At 71.1% G+C, this 16370-nt stretch carries 14 protein-coding genes; 7 read left to right on the plus strand and 7 right to left on the minus strand.

All coding sequences use genetic code 11. The annotated features are described in order from the left end of the window. Window positions 1-113: 113 nt before the first annotated feature. Together BS80_RS34140 and BS80_RS34145 are read right to left on the minus strand one after the other, a co-directional pair. Window positions 114-317, minus strand: coding sequence for a cold-shock protein (locus BS80_RS34140; protein WP_035805324.1), 204 nt, complete (start codon window positions 315-317; stop codon window positions 114-116). Between the two features lie 352 nt (window positions 318-669). Further along, the gene (locus tag BS80_RS34145) at window positions 670-2907 is read right to left on the minus strand and encodes an MMPL family transporter (protein WP_035805326.1); all 2238 of its coding nucleotides are present in this window, start codon (window positions 2905-2907) and stop codon (window positions 670-672) included. Between the two features lie 492 nt (window positions 2908-3399). On the opposite strand from BS80_RS34145, the gene BS80_RS34150 reads away from it, so the two are divergent. From BS80_RS34150 to BS80_RS34160, 3 genes are all read left to right on the plus strand, one after another. Further along, window positions 3400-5622, plus strand: a complete 2223-nt coding sequence (locus BS80_RS34150; RefSeq protein ID WP_051967573.1) for an MMPL family transporter — start codon at window positions 3400-3402, stop codon at window positions 5620-5622. 70 nt (window positions 5623-5692) lie between these two features. After that, entirely contained in the window at window positions 5693-6583 is an 891-nt protein-coding gene (locus BS80_RS34155; RefSeq protein ID WP_035806757.1) for a phosphotransferase enzyme family protein, read from the plus strand. Window positions 6584-6726: 143 nt separating this feature from the next. Next, window positions 6727-7611, plus strand: coding sequence for a polysaccharide deacetylase family protein (locus BS80_RS34160; protein WP_083975671.1), 885 nt, complete (start codon window positions 6727-6729; stop codon window positions 7609-7611). On the opposite strand, the gene BS80_RS34165 is transcribed toward BS80_RS34160, so the two are convergent. Beyond that, window positions 7608-8081 carry an ATP-binding protein gene (locus BS80_RS34165; RefSeq protein WP_083975673.1) on the minus strand — a complete coding sequence of 158 codons (474 nt, stop codon included), beginning with the start codon at window positions 8079-8081 and terminating at the stop codon, window positions 7608-7610. The two genes, BS80_RS34160 and BS80_RS34165, sit on opposite strands and share 4 nt — an antisense overlap. A gap of 33 nt (window positions 8082-8114) precedes the next feature. Here BS80_RS34165 and BS80_RS34170 point away from each other — a divergent pair, with 33 nt between their 5' ends. Both BS80_RS34170 and BS80_RS34175 read left to right on the plus strand, forming a co-directional pair. Next, the gene (locus BS80_RS34170; RefSeq protein WP_332262217.1) at window positions 8115-9065 is read left to right on the plus strand and encodes a helix-turn-helix domain-containing protein; all 951 of its coding nucleotides are present in this window, start codon (window positions 8115-8117) and stop codon (window positions 9063-9065) included. Then, a complete protein-coding gene (locus BS80_RS34175) occupies window positions 9058-9276 on the plus strand; it encodes a DUF397 domain-containing protein (protein ID WP_035805332.1) in 219 nt (72 codons plus the stop codon). Before BS80_RS34170 ends, BS80_RS34175 begins: the two co-directional genes overlap by 8 nt. A gap of 46 nt (window positions 9277-9322) precedes the next feature. On the opposite strand, the gene BS80_RS41370 is transcribed toward BS80_RS34175, so the two are convergent. Beyond that, window positions 9323-9751, minus strand: a complete 429-nt coding sequence (locus tag BS80_RS41370) for a hypothetical protein (RefSeq protein ID WP_051967574.1) — start codon at window positions 9749-9751, stop codon at window positions 9323-9325. Window positions 9752-10073: 322 nt separating this feature from the next. Here BS80_RS41370 and BS80_RS34185 point away from each other — a divergent pair, with 322 nt between their 5' ends. Continuing rightward, entirely contained in the window at window positions 10074-11249 is a 1176-nt protein-coding gene (locus BS80_RS34185) for an MFS transporter (RefSeq protein WP_051967575.1), read from the plus strand. A gap of 5 nt (window positions 11250-11254) precedes the next feature. On the opposite strand, the gene BS80_RS34190 is transcribed toward BS80_RS34185, so the two are convergent. Next, complete coding sequence (locus BS80_RS34190) at window positions 11255-11980, minus strand: exonuclease domain-containing protein (protein WP_051967576.1); 726 nt, start codon at window positions 11978-11980, stop codon at window positions 11255-11257. Window positions 11981-12097: 117 nt separating this feature from the next. Here BS80_RS34190 and BS80_RS34195 point away from each other — a divergent pair, with 117 nt between their 5' ends. Then, a complete protein-coding gene (locus BS80_RS34195) occupies window positions 12098-12895 on the plus strand; it encodes a hypothetical protein (protein ID WP_035805335.1) in 798 nt (265 codons plus the stop codon). 45 nt (window positions 12896-12940) lie between these two features. Here BS80_RS34195 and efeB read toward each other — a convergent pair whose 3' ends face one another. Further along, window positions 12941-14287 carry an iron uptake transporter deferrochelatase/peroxidase subunit gene (gene efeB, locus BS80_RS34200; protein WP_035805337.1) on the minus strand — a complete coding sequence of 449 codons (1347 nt, stop codon included), beginning with the start codon at window positions 14285-14287 and terminating at the stop codon, window positions 12941-12943. Then, entirely contained in the window at window positions 14287-16368 is a 2082-nt protein-coding gene (gene efeU / locus BS80_RS34205) for an iron uptake transporter permease EfeU (RefSeq protein ID WP_035805339.1), read from the minus strand. The genes efeB and efeU overlap by 1 nt, the downstream gene beginning before the upstream one ends. Between the last annotated feature and the right edge of the window lie 2 nt (window positions 16369-16370).

Raw genomic sequence — 16370 nt, forward strand, 5'->3', positions numbered from 1 at the left:
CCGTCAGGAAGGAATGTGCGCCGCCCCGGCCGTTCGGCGGCATGGGCGAAGGCCCGCACCGTGCGGTACGGGCCTTCGCTTGCGTCGTGCGTTTTTCCAGCAGTGCCGGAAAATCAGATGGCGCGAATGTTCTCGGCCTGCGGGCCCTTCTGGCCCTGCGTGACGTCGAACTCGACCTTCTGGCCCTCGAGGAGCTCGCGGAAGCCGTTGGCCTGGATGTTCGAGTAGTGGGCGAACACGTCAGCGCCGCCACCATCCTGCTCGATGAAGCCGAAGCCCTTTTCGCTGTTGAACCACTTCACGGTGCCGGTAGCCATAACCGTCTCCTAAATTCTGGGGCATCGAGACCCGCACCTCGCGGGCCTCAAGTAGCCGCGATCCCCATCCGGAGATAACACCGGACAAAACAAATGCGCCTGTTGGTTGGTACCAGCAGGCGCACACAAACGTTCATGGGAACCAAAACTGCAACTGACGTCGACTGTAGCACGACCGCGGCTGGACTGATCGGATAATTTTCGCCATCGCCCACCCGTTGAGACGACCGCCACACCGGCGCGCGGCACACGCGACGGCGGCCGCACCCAGGTCACCCCGGGTGCGGCCGCCGTACGGTTCGCGCGTTCGGTTCGCGCGTTCGGTTCGCGCGTTCGCTTCAGCGCCGCGAGGTCAGCGCCGCCCGGCGGGCTGCGCGTCCTCCTCGCTGCGGTACTCGTCGACCACGGCGAGGGTCGGCGAGCCGTGGCCCGCGATCTCGCCGTGGCCCGGCCACCAGGCCGCGCGGCCCAGCAGCGCGGTGAGCGCCGGGGTGAAGAACATCGCCATCACGAAGGCCGATACCGCGATGCCGAAGGCCACCGAGAAGCCGATCTCGCTGAACAGGCTGTTCCCGGCCAGCAGCATGGTGGCGAAGGTCGCCGACAGGATGCCACCGGCGGCGGCGACGGTCGGGCCGCCGTGCCGGATCGCGAGGCCGGCGGCCTCACGCGGGCCGTGGCCCTCGCGGGCCTCCTCGCGCAGTCGGGCGATCATCAGGATGTTGTAGTCCGTGCCGATCGCCACCACGAAGAGGTAGATGAACATCGGCAGCATGAACATGATGCCCGGCTGGCTGTCCAGCTTGAGGAAGACCAGGCTGGTGGCGCCGACGGTGGCGCCGAAGCCCAGGCCGACCGCCGCCATCAGGTACCAGGGGGCGACGACGCTGCGCAGCAGCAGGCCGAGGATCACCATGATCAGCACCGCGGCGATCGGGAAGACCAGCGAGTAGTCGTGGGCCATCGCGGAGTTGATGTCCTTGTAGACCGCCGTGATGCCGCCGACGTACGCCTTGGAGCCGTCCGGCGCCGAGCTGTGCGCCGTGGTGCGCAGGCTGCCGATGGTGTCGATCGCCGCGTTGGAGGCCGGGTCGTCCTTCAGCGTGACGGTGAAGTCCGCGGTCAGCTTGTCCTTGCTCAGCGTCGGCGTGGGCGCCACCTGGGCGACACCCTTGACCTGGCCGAGCTTGTCGGCGTAGGCCGGGAACGCGGACGGGTCGAGCGGCGTGCCGTTGGTCGAGGTCAGGTAGACCTGCGAGGGGGCCGAGGCGCCGGCCGAGAACTCGCTCATGACGGTGTTCTGGACGACCATCGACTCCTTGGTCTTCGGCATCGAGCCGGAGGCCAGGTCGAAGGTGCCCTTGTAGCTGAACGCGCCGAGCGCCAGGACGACCAGCAGACCGCCGGAGACCAGGGCCACCCAGCCGGGCCGCCGCTCGACGGTCCCGCCGAGCGCGGCGAAGCGGGCGTTCTTCGGCTCCAGGCGCCAACGGCCGGACGGCTGCAGGCTCTTGTTGCGGAAGACGAACTTGCGCACGGCGTAGGTCAGGCTGCGCTCCCAGAAGAGCACCCGCTCGGGGATCAGCGAGAGCACCGCCGGCACCAGGGTGACCGAGGCCAGCGCGGTCACGAAGACGGCGATGGCCAGCTCCGGGCCGAGCGCCTTGAACATGCCGAGGCTGGAGAGGATCAGCACGCTGAAGGCCACGATGACCGCACCGGCCGCCGAGGCGATCGCCTCGCCGACCCGGCCGACCGCGTTGACCACGGCGGTCTTGCGGTCGTCGCCCGCTCGCAGCCGCTCTCGGTAGCGGAACACCAGGAAGAGGAAGTAGTCGGTCCCGACGCCGAACAGCACGACGATCAGGATGGCCGACGAGGAGCTGTCCGCGTTGAGGCCGAAGGCCTTGCTGGCGTCGGCGATCAGACCGTTGGCGACCATCGAGTAGACGGCGATCGACACGATCGGGAGCAGCGCGATGAGCGGGCTGCGGAAGATCAGGAACAGCGTCAGCAGGATGATGACGACCGTTCCACCGCCGATCAGCGCGTTGGCCAGCTTGGAGGAGTCCTGCTGGTCGAGCTGCTGCGCGGCCGCGCCGCCGAGCTGGACCTTCAGGTCACTGCCGGAGGCGATCTGCTTGGCGTCGTCCCGCAGGGCCTTGGCGGTGTCCGCGGTGGGCGGGCCCTGCGGAGCGTCCTTGGTGAAGCCGATCGAGGAGATCGCGTACTTGCCGTCCTTGGAGACCGACCGCTCGCCGACCGGCGAGATGATCTGGACATACTTGATGCCCTTGTCGGTCAGCCCCTTGACCACGTTGTTCATGGTGGTGTGGTCGGCCGCGTCCAGCTGGCCGCCGTCGGTACGCTCGAAGAGCAGCATCGCGGAGGGCGTGAAGTTCTCCGGGAACGCCTTCGTCTGCAGGTCCGAGGCCTGGATCGACTCGTAGTGCCGCGGCAGGAACGAGCTCTCGTCCGTGTTCGAGGTGAGCGTCGGCGCGGTGGCGACGATCGCGATGGCCGCCACGATCCAGGCGGCTATGACCCACCAGGCCCGCCTGACGACGAATTGTCCGATTCGGTGGAACATGCTTGTTTTGCCTCCTGGGCATGGCTCATCGCAGCCCTGGGGGACGGGACACTGGGCGACGACTGTGAACCGGCTCGGGCGCAGCGCCTTAGCCGGTCGGCAGGTAAGTGGACGATGGGAGCATCCTACGGGTTCTTACTTGCCGACCGGCAAGTGACCCCCGTCTCCGCTCCCCCTAAGGGACGGCCGAGCCGTTCCCTGGACCATCCTGACCTGCGGACCCCCCTCCTGACCTCGTGCTCCGGGTGGAGATCCCTCCCCCTCAGGGTGGAGTTCGGCCCGTACCCAGGACGGAGAGCGACCTGGGGATAACCCCACCCCCAACCCTGGGGACAGGCCCAGGGGGGTCTCACCCGCTGGCCGGATTACCCCTCAAGTGGCCTTTCCCTAGTGTCGGTTGTGAGCCCGGAGCACTGCCCGGCGCACCCACTCCGCTGTATCTCCTGGGGGAGAAAAACCACCGTGTCATCAAAGCTGGGACTGGCCGCCACCATGGGCGCCTGGAGCGCCCGCCATCGCAAGACAGCAGTCTTCGGATGGATCCTCTTCGTCGTACTCGCCGCCTTCCTGGGCGGAGCCCACGGCAGCACCAAGGTCACCGACTCCGAGTCCATGCCCGGCCAGGTGGCCCGCGCCGCCCAGATCCTGGACGCCGCCGGGATCAAGAGCCCGGCCGGCGAGACCGTGCTCGTCCAGAGCGGCGCGCAGACCGCCGACGCCCCGGCCTTCCGCGCCGCCGTCGACCAGGTCCTGGCCGCGGTGAACGCCACCGGCAAGGCCACCGACGTCCGCTCCCCGTACGACAGCCGGGCGATCTCCGCCGACCGGCACTCGGCGCTGGTGCAGTTCGCCATGGCCGGTACCAAGGACGACGCCCTCGCGAACGTGCCGACGGTGCTCGGCGCGGTGGCGGGCGTCCAGAAGGCCAACCCCTCGCTCACGGTGGTGGAGTTCGGCGAGGCGAGCTCGAACAAGTGGTTCCAGGACCAGTTCAAGAACGACTTCGCCAGCGCCGAGTGGACCGCCGTGCCACTGGCCCTGGGCATCCTGCTGATCGCCTTCGGCGCGCTGGTCGCAGCCATCCTGCCGGTCGGCCTGGCGCTGACGGCCTTCATCGCGGCCGGCGGGCTGGTCGCGCTGAGCAGCAGCTTCCTGCACACCAGCGACGACGCCAGCTCGGTGATGCTGCTGGTCGGCCTGGCCGTCGGGGTCGACTACTGCCTCTTCTACCTGCGCCGCGAACGTGAGGAGCGCGCCGCCGGACGCGACGCGGCGACCGCGCTGCAGATCGCCGCCGCCACCTCGGGCCGGGCCGTGCTGGTCTCCGGGGTGACCGTGGTGGTCGCCATGGCGGGCATGTTCCTGACCGGGATCGCCGACTTCCAGGCGATGTCCTACGCCATCATCGTCGTGGTGATCACCGCCGTGATCGGCTCGCTCACCGTGCTGCCCGCGCTGCTGTCGATGCTCGGCGACCGGGTCGAGAAGGGCCGGGTGCCCTTCCTGCACAAGCTCAAGGCCCGCCCGGCCGCCCACGCCGCCACCGGCGGACGGGTCTGGAACGCCGTACTGACCCCCGTGCTGCGCCGCCCGCTCGCGGCCACCGTGCTGGCCGGCGGACTGCTGCTCGGCCTGGCTGCCCCGCTGCTGACCATGCACACCGCCAACCTGACCTTCGAACAGCAGCTGCCCAAAGGCAACGCCCTGGTCCAGACCTCCCAGCGGATCGAGGCCGCCTTCCCCGGCAGCCCCTCCCCCGCCACCGTGGTCGTCAAGGCCACCGACATCACCTCCCCCGCGATGAAGCAGGCGATCGCCGACTTCCAGACCCGGGCGCTGGCCAGCGGCAGGATGCACGGCCCGATCGACGTCACCGTGCACGCCGCGCAGAACGTCGCCGTGATCGACGTCCCGCTCAACGGCAGCGGCAACGACGCCGCCAGCACCGCCGCCCTGCAGACCCTGCGCACCGACGTGGTGGCGAACACCCTGCTCAAGGTGCCCGGCACCGAAGCCCCGGTGACCGGCGACACGGCCGGCTCGCACGACTTCAACCAGCAGATGACCGGCAGCATGCTCCCGGTCTTCGGCTTCGTGGTCGCCTTCGCCTTCCTGCTGATGCTCGCGTCGTTCCGCTCGCTGGGCATCGCCGTCACCGCCGTCGTCCTCAACCTGCTCTCGGTGGGCGCCGCCTACGGGGTGCTCACGCTGGTCTTCCAGCACGGGGTGGGCGCCTCGCTGATCGGCACGGACGGGGTCGGCGCGGTGGAGTCCTGGGTGCCGCTCTTCCTCTTCGTGATCCTCTTCGGGCTGAGCATGGACTACCACGTCTTCGTGGTCTCCCGGATCAAGGAGGCGCACGACCGCGGCCTGGCCACGCAGGCCGCCATCGGCTACGGCATCCGCTCGACGGCCGGAGTGGTCACCAGCGCGGCGGTCATCATGGTGGCGGTCTTCGCGGTCTTCGGCACCCTCTCCATGCAGTCGATGAAGCAGATGGGCGTGGGCCTGGCGGTCGCCGTCCTGGTGGACGCCACAGTGATCCGCGGTGTACTGCTGCCCGCGGTGATGAGTCTGCTGGGCGAGCGCAACTGGTACCTGCCGCGCTGGCTCGGCTGGCTCCCGGACCTCTCGCACACCGAGGCACCGGCTCCCGCGCCCGTCCCCGCGCCGGTGCAGGACGACACCTCCTGGGCCCACCACATCAACGCCTGACCCCTCCTCACCGCACGCCACCGGCCGGACCCCGCACCCGCGGGGCCCGGCCGGTACGTTGTGCTGCGTGATCCTTTTCGACGAGGCCCGCGCCCGCGCCCTGCTCACCCTCGCCTGCGCCGCCGCCGCGCTGCCCGACCCGGCCGGCGCCCGGCTGATCGCGCTGGGCGAGAACGCCGTCTTCGACCTGGGCGACCCGGCCGTCGTCGCCAAGGTCGGCCGCGGCCCGGAGCTGACCGAACGGGCGGCGCGCGAGCTGACCGTGGCGCGCTGGCTCGCCGGCGAGGGCATCCCGGTGGTCCGGCCCGCCGGGAACCTCCCCGAGCTGCCGGTGGACGCCGCCGGACATCCCGTCACCTTCTGGCACCGGCTCGACCCCGCCGTGCGGACCGCGCGGCCCGCCGACCTCGGCCCGCTGCTGCGCGCGCTGCACCGGCTGCCCGCACCGCCCGTCCCGCTGCCGCGCCGCGACCTGCTCAGCGGGGTGGAGCGCTGGCTGCGGGCCGCCGAGGGGCACATCGACCCGGCCGACGCCGACTTCCTGCGCCGACGCCGCGACGGCTTCGGCGCCGCCCTCGCCGAGCTGACGCCCCACCTGGCGCCCGGCGTGATCCACGGCGACGCGCTGCCGCGCAACGTCCACCTGGGCCCGGACGGGCCGGTCCTGCTCGACCTGGAGACCGTCTCGGACGATCTGCGCGAACACGACCTGGTGGTGCTCGCGCTCAGCCACGACCGGTACGGGGTCCCGGCCGCCGACTACCGCGCCTTCACCGACGCCTACGGGTGGGACGTCCGGGAGTGGGCCGGCTGCGCCGTCCTGCGCGGGGCCCGGGAGACGGCCAGCGCCTCGTGGGTGGCGCAGCAGGTGCCGGGCAACGCCGCCGCGCTGGCGGAGTTCCGACGGAGGGTCACCTCGCTCCGCGAGGGGGACACGACCGTGCGGTGGCATGCTTTCTGACCCTCCCCGACATACCCTCAACGTTGTCTTAGATTTGTCTGAAGAACCTATGGACGTATCGGAACTGTCGGCCTGAAGGTGGCGTCGTACAGGTAAGTCGCTTCCACCCCGGGCGGCTCGAACCATCCTCAGGAGCCGCCGTCATGCCGACCAAGGGCACGCACCGCCGACTGCTTCGCCGAGCTGCCGCAGGCTGCGCGGCGGCGCTCTCGCTAGCTCTCGTCTGCGCCTGCGGGACGAACCAGGCGGGCAGCAGCAGTTCAGCCGGTGCCGCCGCCCACCCCTCGGCCTCGACCTCCGCCTCGACCTCGGCCTCGACCTCCGCGACGGCCTCCGGGTCCCCCAGCACGCACCCCACGTCGCACACCGCACCGGCCACCGCTCCCGCCACCACCGCCGCCGCCCCGCCGCCCGCCGCGGGAGCCCCCAGCAGCGGCATCGCCTACGGCACCGCCACCGGCGGCCGCACGGTCGCGCTCACCTTCGACGACGGCCCCGGCCCGGCCACCGCGCAGATCCTCGACCTGCTCGCGCAGTACCACGCCAAGGCGACCTTCTGCGAGATCGGCCCGCAGGCCGCCGCCGACCCGGCGATCGTCCAGCGCATCCGGACGGCCGGCCACCGCCTCTGCGACCACACCGTGCACCACCCGCAGCCGATGCACACGCTGTCGCACGACAAGCAGACCTACGAGATCGACGCCGCCAAGGACATGATCATCAAGGCCGGCGGCCCCGGCACCGAGGTCAGCTGGTTCCGCGCCCCGGGCGGCGACTTCAGCGCCGACAACCGCGCGATCGCCGTCCAGGCCGACCTGCGCCCGCTCGGCTGGACCGTCGACACCCGCGACTGGGCCCGCCCCGGCGTCGACAAGATCGTCGACACCGCGCAGCGCGAACTCCGCCCCGGCGGCGTGATCCTGATGCACGACGGCGGCGGCAACCGCAGCCAGACCGTCAGCGCACTCGCCCAGCTGCTCCCGTGGCTCGTCCAGCAGGGCTACACCTTCGACTTCCCCGCGAGCTAGTTCTCCGGGACGTACTCGCACCAGGTCACCTTGCCGACGCCACCGGCTCTGGGACAGCTCCCCCAGCGCTGCGAGAGCGCCTGCACCAGCAGCAACCCCCGCCCGGACTCCGCCAGTTCGCCCACCTGCCGCGGCACCGGCCGCTCACCGCTCGCGTCGTGCACCTCGATGCGCAGCACCGCCGCGTCCACCGCGAACCGCACCCAGAGCCTGCGCCCCGCCGGGACCCTCGCGTGCACGACCGCGTTGGTCACCAGCTCGGAGACCAGCAGCTGACCGCCGTCACGGAAGCGCTCACCATCCGCGCGCTGCGCCAGCAGCTTGCGCAGCAGCCGCCGCGCCACCAACGCCGACTTCGGGCCGCGCTTCAGCCAGGCATGCACCTCGGAGCGCAACTCGCCTGACAGCAGCGGTGGTTCTGACGCCAGAAGGTCAAGCAGCCAGGTGGGCCCGGTTGTCTGTTCGCTCATCGTGCCGCCGCTCTCTCCGCCCCGCCCCTCACTGTGAGCGAGGGAATCCCTACGTTTTGTACTCCTAGCGTCGGCATCCCGGGCTACGCTCACCAGGGGGAACCCGGCGACAACGGCTCTGTCAGGCGGAGGAGTTCACAGGTGACTAAAAAAGTCGGTTCCAAGGGCTTCAGTCAGCCCAGGTTCGGGTGGGACTTCTTCGGATCCGAGCTGAAGCGGTGCCGCGAGGCCGCCGGTCTGTCGCAGCAGGAGCTCGGTGACCTGGTCTACTGCTCGGGCTCGTACATCGGCCTCTTCGAGGCGGCCATCCGAAAGCCCCAACTCGACCTGGCTCGGCGGTTCGACGTGGCGCTGCGGACGGACGGCATCTTCGGTCGGATGTGCAAGGAACTGATCGACGGGTCACTCGATGCCGACTACTTCGCAGCTGTCGCGGAGCTTCAGAAGGTCGCCTTGACGATCAGCGAGTTCGGGGCACTCCTGATCCCTGGGCTGCTGCAGACCGAGGCCTACACCCATGCCATCTTCCGAGCGGCTCAGCCGTTCATGCCGCAGGACGAGATCGACGGCTACGTGCGGAACCGGATGCAGCGCGCACGTCTCCTGGACAGTCCAACAGCCCCGGAGTTGTGGACGATCCTGGATGAGAACGTCCTCCGCCGCCCGGTCGGCACCGACGCCGAGATGGCCGAACAGCTACGGCACCTCGTCGAGAGGGTGGAGCGCGGACGGGCCGTGATCCAGGTGCTTCCCTTCTCGTCCCGCGCACACTCGATGATGGAGGGCAGCCTCACCCTGATGACCTTCGCGGACGCCCCGCCGGTGGCCTACTCGGAAGGTGTGTTCAGCGGGCAACTGCTGGACGATCCAGCGACGGTGATCCGCTGCCAGGCCTTGTACGATCGGGCGCGGGCCGCCGCGCTGCCGCCGGAGGCGTCCCTGGACCTGATCCGCTCGGTGGCAAAGGAGTTCGGTGATGAGTGACAGGCACAGTCTGGCCGCCACCCACTGGCGCAAGTCCAGCTACAGCGGACAGAGCAGCGGCAACTGCATCGAGGTCGCCGACGGACACCCCGGCGTCATGCCCGTGCGCGACTCCAAGGACCCGCACGGCCCCGCCCTCCTCATCCCCGCCCCCGCCTGGCAGGCCTTCATCACCGCCATCCGCAACGGAGACCTCCCCACCGACTGCTGAGAAAGCGCAACCCCGGCCCGGGAGACCGGGGTTGCGCCTCGCGCTGTCAGGCCTTCGGCAGCACCGGGGCGCACGCCGTGACGGCGGCGGCGGTGGCCGCGGCGGCCGTGCCTTCGGCCGCGACAGCGGCGACGGTGGCCGTGGTGGCAGCCGCGAGGGCCGCGACGGCGTTGGCTACGTCGGTGGCGATGACGGTCGGAGCGGCCGGCGGAGTCGCGGCGAGGTCCCCGGCGAGCGTCTTGGCAGCGACGGCGGCGGTGGCAGCGGCGGCCTGGGCGGCGGCGGCCGTAGCCGCCTGGGCGACGGCAGCAGAAGCCGCCGCCTCCGCAGCCGCACAGGCGGCCGCGTCGCGGTGCGTGGACGTCGAACTCGCAGTGGGCGCACCTGCGCTGGCCGGTACGGCGGACAGCACGGCGCCGCCGACCATGAGAGCGCTGGTGGCCAGGGACATGGCGGCGATGTAGCGGAGCTTCACGAGGGTTTTCCTGTCACGAGGAGGGCGGAACCGGGCGAAAGCGAACCGGCTCACACCAGAAGACAACACCGAATGTCCGGTATGTCCCTCCGAGTACGCCCGCCGGTCAGCAGATGGCCGAGCCAGCCCGCCCCGGGCAGTTGGCCCAAGCGACGTCAAGTCACCCTCCCCAGAGGACCGGTAGGAGGCGCACAGCCAAATCGCCAGCTCGAACCGACTTTTGAGGGCCTTCACCAAGGATGAAATCGGCGCCAGAAGTCGGTTGCCCATGGATGTGACTCCATTACGGCGAACACCTCCGCACTCCCCCGTCGTCCGGACGATGGCGCTGGCCATCCTGGTCAACACCCTCGGCAGCGGGCTGTTCCTGCCGCTCAGCGCGCTCTACTTCACCCAGGTGGTCGGGTTGAGAGCGGGGCAGGTCGCGCTGGGGCTGGGCATCGCCTCTGTCACGGGCGTCGTCTCCGGGATCCCGCTCGGCCGGCTCGCGGATCGCCAGGGCGCCCGTCAGGTGCAAGTGGCCCTGCTGGCGGCGATGGGCGTGCTGACCTTCGGCTACGTCTTCGTCGCCACGGCCTGGCAGTTCACCGTGCTGGCCACCCTGATCACCGCCCTCGACCGCGGCGTGTCGGGTGTCGCGGCCGCACTGGTGGCGGACAGCGTGCCCACGTCCGAGCGGGTGGCCGCCCGCGCCTACACCCGGTCCGTGGTCTTCTTCGGACTCGCGCTCGGCTCCTCTCTCTCGGCCGTGGCGCTGCGCCTGGGAACCCCACTCGCCTACCGGTGGGCCATAGCGCTGGACGCCGCGACGTTCCTGGCGGCCGCCGCGCTCTACCTGCGGCTGCCGCGCGCACTCCCGCGGCCGGCCGAGCTGCGGCCGTCGCCCTGGCAGGCGCTTCGGGACCGCCCGTACGTCACGGTCACCGGCCTGTTCAGCGTCCTGGGGATGTACAACACGACGGTCACCTTCGCCCTGCCGCTCTGGGTACTCCACCGCACCTCGATTCCCGGCGAGTTCATCTCACTGGCCTTCGCGGTCAACACGATCGGGCACGTCCTGCTCCAGGTCCCCGTCTCACGGCGGGTGCGCAGCTGGCGCTCCGCCCGCCGCACGGCCGGGATCGGCGGCATCAGCCTCCTGCTGGCCTGCTGCTGCTTCGCCGCGACGGCACGCACCGCGCCCTGGCCGGGCGCGGCCCTGCTGACGGCAGGGGTGCTGCTCAACCTGACCGGCGGACTGTGCGCAGCCTCCGCCCAGTTCTACATCGCCTTCGGGCTTGCCCCGGAGGGGGCTCAGGGGCAGTACCAGGGACTCGTCAGCAGCGGTGCCTCGGTCTCCGCCATGCTGGCCCCCGCCCTGAGTACCCTGCTGCCGCTGGGCCTGGGGGAACCGGGCTGGGCGCTGCTCGGCGCGCTGTTCGTCGGCGCGTCACTCGGCGTCGGCCCGGTCGTGAACGCCGGCATCCGTCGGCTGCGGACGGCGCAGCTCCAGCCGTGACCCTGTCAGCGCATCGGCCAGCGGGAGTCGACCACGGCCAGGGGGTCGCGGCCCTTGCGCAGCCACGCCTGCAGGCCCTCGGCCCACTCGCGGTACCAGTCCACCTGCCGTTCGTGCAGCGCCGCGAGCGTCGACCGGCCCAGCTCGCCCGGGTAGCGCTCGCCCAGCGCCACCGCGACGCGGACGGCGGCCAGCGCGTCGGCGGCCGCGTCGTGGGCGTCGGCCAGCTCCACGTCGTAGATCTCGCAGACCCGTTGCAGGGTCCGCGAGCCCTTGCGGTAGCGGTCCACCGCGCGGTCGATCACCAGCGCGTCCAGCACCGGGACCACCGCGCGCCCGGTCAACCGCTCCGCCAGGCCCGGACGTCCGTACCGGCGCAGCTCGGCGTCGAGCAGCGAGAGGTCGAACGGCGCGTTGAAGGCGACGACCGGGGTGCCGTCGGCCAGCCGGGCGCAGAGCGCCGCGGCTATCTCCTCGACGGCCTCGGCCGCCGGTCTGCCTCTGGTCCGCGCCTGATCGTCGCTGATCCCGTGGATCGCCTGCGCCTCGGCCGGGATCGGTATCCCGGGGTCGAGCAGCCAGCACGTGGTCCGCACCGGCACGCCCCCGACCGCCTCGACCAGCGCCGCCGTGACGATCCGTGACTCGGCCGGATCGGTCCCGGTGGTCTCCAGGTCGAAGCCGACCAGCGGTTCGTGCCACCACTTCGTCCGCCCGCTCAGCTCACCCATCACCCGGTTCCTTCCGTCCAGCCAGTTCGACGGGACCCATCATGGCCCCCACCTGTGACACTCCGGTCCCCCTGCCGGTAGGTTTCCGTTCGTCCACACCAGGAGGGGAATCTTCACATGTCTACTCGCAGCCGTCTCAGCGGCGGCTCTCTGCTGTGCCTGGCACTGGCGATCGGCGCGTCCGGCTGCTCGTCGGCGAAGCCCGCAGCCGCGCCCGCACCCGTGCCGTCGCCCACCGTCTCGGCCGCCCCGAGCGCGAGCCCGAGTACGAGCGCAAGCGCGAGCAACGCGGCCCTGTCCGCCGACCAGCTTCGCGACCAGAGCCTCCGGGACCTGCTCAGCCCCGGCACCGTCACCGTGGACCTGAACTCCGGGGCGGCGGGCAAGTCGCTGACCTCCCACGTCGCCTACGACATGGGGGCGGGCAACATCCTGGGCACGATCACGCCCGAGGGTGAGGGCTCCTTCGGACTCGTCCGCCACGGCGCGACGGCATGGGTGAAGCCGGACACCACGTTCTGGCAGGTGCTGGGCGGCAAGGACGGTGCGCTGGCGGCCCAGAAGTTCGACGGCCACTACCTGAGCGGGCGGTCGGACGACAACGAGTTCCAGTCCCTGGTCAAGGCGTTCGCCCTGGACAGCGTGATCCAGCAGTACATCTCCGTGGACGACCACGCGACGCTGGGCGCGCCGACCACGGTGGACGGGCAGCAGGCGCTCACCCTCACCCTCGACCACGTCGGCACCCCGACCACGATCCTGGTGGCCGCCGAGGGCAAGCCGCACCCGCTCAAGCTGACCCACGGCACCGACACGCTGTCCTTCCACGACTACGGCACCCCCGTCGTCGTCCAGGAGCCGTCGGCCGACCAGGTCGTCAGCCTCGACGACGTCAGAAAGCTCGGCGCCGCCTGACCCGTAGCCACGGGCCCGACGGCGCCTTGCTGGAGCCGCGCCGGCTCAGGCGGCGGCGAAGAGGCCGCTGCCGAGCCAGTCGGAGCCGTTCTTCACGCCCGGCAGCACGAAGAAGTACCCGCCGCCGGTCGGCGAGATGTAGTCCACCAGGGGCTCGTCGATCAGGCGGGTCTGGGTCGCCTCGAACTGGCGCGTGACGTCCTGCTGGTAGCAGCAGAAGGCCAGGCCCATGTCCAGGTTGCCGACCGAGTCCAGGCCGCGGTCGTAGTTGTAGCCGCGGCGCAGGATGCGCGAGTCGTCGGTCTTGTCGGTGCGCGGGTTGGCCAGCCGGATGTGGGCGTCCAGCGGGATCGCGTTGCCCTGCGGGTCCTTGGCGTAGTCGGGGATGTCGCTCTCGTTGGCGCCGTCCAGCGGGGCGCCGGTGTCCTTGCGGCGGCCGAACATCTTCTCCTGCTCGGCGAGGGAGACCCGGTCCCAGAACTCGACCAGCATCCGGATGATCCGGATCACCTGGTAGCTGCCGCCGGTGGCCCAGGCGGGCTCGCCCATGCCGTCGGTGACCCAGACCAGCTTGTCCATCTCCCGGCCGGACTTGATGTCCGGGTTGGCGATGCCGTCCTTGAAGCCCAGCAGGTTGCGCTGCGCGCCGACCGGGCGCGGGGCGTTCTGGAACCCGTCGATCCGCCACTTCAGCTGCATGGCGCCGCGGGTGTGCTTCGCTATGTCGCGCAGCGCGTGCAGCACGGTGTCCTGGCTGTTGGCGCAGATCTGCAGCGAGAGGTCGCCGTGCAGCTCGGCGGGCTGCAGGTTGTCGTTGGGGAAGGTCTTCATCGGGCCGAGCTTGACCGGCTTGGCCTTGCTCAGGCCGTAGCGGGCGTCGAAGAGCGAGGCGCCGACGCCGACCGTCACGGTGAGGTTGTCGGTGGGCACGGTCGGGCCGAGGATCCCGTTGTCGGACGGCGGCGCGCCGACGCCCAGGTCCGGCGGGGTGCCGCCGGAGGTGAGGAAGCGGATCCGGTCGGTCAGCGTGTGGAAGAGGTCCTCCAGCGCCTTGCGGTCCGCCGCGATGACGTTGAACGACAGGAACGCGGCGACCGTCGGCGTCGGGGTGATGACACCGGCCTGGTGCGCGCCCTCGAAGGCGACGGACTGGGCGGAGGTGTTCACGGCCGCCGCGGCGGCCTTGTCCGAGCCGCCGAGCACCAGCGCGCTGGCACCGCCGGCCAGCGCGGCACCCGCCGCGCCGACGCTGAGCGCCGCGCCGAGGAAGCTGCGGCGGGCCGGGGCCGCCGGGCAGCCGGCGGCGGCAGCGGCCTCGGCGGCCTTGGCGGCGGCCAGCGCCTCGTGCGGGAAGGGGCAGGACCCGGTGGTCCCGTTCTGAGTGGTGGTCATCAGGCGGACTTCCGGATCTCAAGAAGGTCGGGGACGGGGGCGAGGTCTTCGAGCAGCTGGCCGGTGGCGCCGTTCAGCTGGGCCCGGGTACCGGCGTCGAGCTGCTGCACCGGGGTCCAGCTGCCGTCGGCGTGGTGGGCGGCGGCCAGCAGGGCGGAGACCCGCTTGATGTCGGCGTTGATGGTGCTGAGGCCCTCGGGGTCGCGCGGCGCGATCAGCGGCTGGAGGACGGTCAGCAGCTCCTGGGTGCCGGCCACGTTGGCCTGGACGGTCGCCAGGTTGGTGCCGCTGCCCTCGTCGGTGTCGGCCGTCAGCTCGAACTGGAGGGCGTTCTCCAGGATCTCGTGGGTGCGCAGCGGCAGGTCGGTCGGGTCGAAGTCCTGGGTCGGGAAGGCCTTGCCGAGGCCGTCCACGTCGCTGGAGAGCTGGTCGGCGACCGGGGCCAGCTCGGCGGCCGTCTGGTTGTGCCACAGGCCGTACTCCAGGCGGTGGAAGCCGCTGAAGTCCTTGTCGTTGACGCCGTCGGGCAGGCCGTCGGCCCGGCCGTTGATCTTCTTGTCGAAGTCGGCGAACGTGCCGTACGCGGCGCCCAGCGAGGAGTACTGCAGGTGCGCGGTGAGCCAGTCGGTGCGGGCGGTGGCCAGGTCACCGGCGGTCAGGTCGGCCTGCAGCTTCTGGGTCTGCGTCAGCAGGGTGGCCAGGCCGCTCTGGACGTAGGCCTTGTAGCCGTCGAGCGGGGCCTTCAGGTCGTCGTCCGAGACCGGGGAGACCGCCTTGACGGCTGCTCCGCCGCTGACGTGGACGGCGGCCGAGGTGACCGCGTCGCCGCCGGTGGGCACGCAGCGCCAGGCATAGTCGCCGTTGCCGATGGTGGCCGTCAGCGGGCGGGTGGTGCCGGGGGCCAGGCCCTCGATCTCACCGTAGACCGCGCTGGTGGTGGGGTTGACGAGGTAGACCTCGGAGGTCTTGCTGCCGGTGTTGTGCATCTGGAAGGTCTGCTGGCCGGGCTGCGGGGTGCTGAAGCCCTTGCCGCAGTCGGCCTTGGCGTCCGAGACGGCGACGGTGGCGGTGGTGGCCGGCTTGCCGCCGCTGGCGGCGATCACCACGACGGCGACCACGGCCGGGACGGTCACCAGTGCGGCGGGCAGCAGCCGGCGGTTGCGGCTGCTCGGCGCGGTCGCGGGCTCGGCGGCGCCCACCGGCTCGGCAGCGGCTTCGGTCTCGGCGACAGCCTCGGCCTTGGCGGGCTCGGGCTCGGGCTTGGGCGCGGCGGCCCGCAGGCCGCGGACGAAGAGCGTCATCACGACGGCGAGGTAGGCCACGTAAGCGACGACCTGGAGCCAGGTCATGGTGACCGTGATGTTGAGGACACCCTGCACCAGCGTGGCGTACCAGGAGCTCGCGTCGATCGAACCGCTCAGGTCGAAGGCGTACGCGTGGGCGCCGCCGAGCGCGCCGCCCTCCTGCAGGTCGCGCAGGCCGTAGCTCAGCACGCCGGCCGCGATCACGATCAGGACCATGCCGGTGTAGGTGAAGAACTTGGAGAGGTTGATCTTCAGCACCCGGCGGTACAGGCCCCAGCAGAGCAGCGCGGAGAGCACCAGGCCGACCGCGGCGCCGATCGCCGGGCCGGTGGACTCGCCGGCGGAGCGCGCGGTGGTCCAGAGGAAGAGCGAGGTCTCCAGGCCCTCCCGGCCGACGGCCAGGAAGCTGGTGAGCACCAGCACGCCACCGCCCATGGTGAGCGCGGCGGCGACCTTCTCCTTGATGTCCGAGGAGAGGGTGCGGGCCGAGCTGCGCATCCAGAAGACCATCGCCGTGACGAAGGCCACCGCGATCAGGCTCAGCGTGCCGCCGAAGGCCTCCTGGGCCGTGCCGGAGAGGTTGGCGGCGGTGAAGGTGAGCACGGCACCGAAGCTCAGGGCCAGGGCGATGGCTGCCAGCACGCCGGTCCACACCTGGGGCAGCCGCGCCTTCTGGCCGGAGCGCACCAGGGTGGCCACCAGGATCGAGACGATCAGACCGGCCTCAAGACCTTCCCTGAGGCCGATCAGGAAGCTTGGAAAAGCGTCGTCCCACATGA

The organism is Kitasatospora mediocidica KCTC 9733 (genome assembly GCF_000744225.1).
GTDB classification, from domain to species: domain Bacteria; phylum Actinomycetota; class Actinomycetes; order Streptomycetales; family Streptomycetaceae; genus Kitasatospora; species Kitasatospora mediocidica.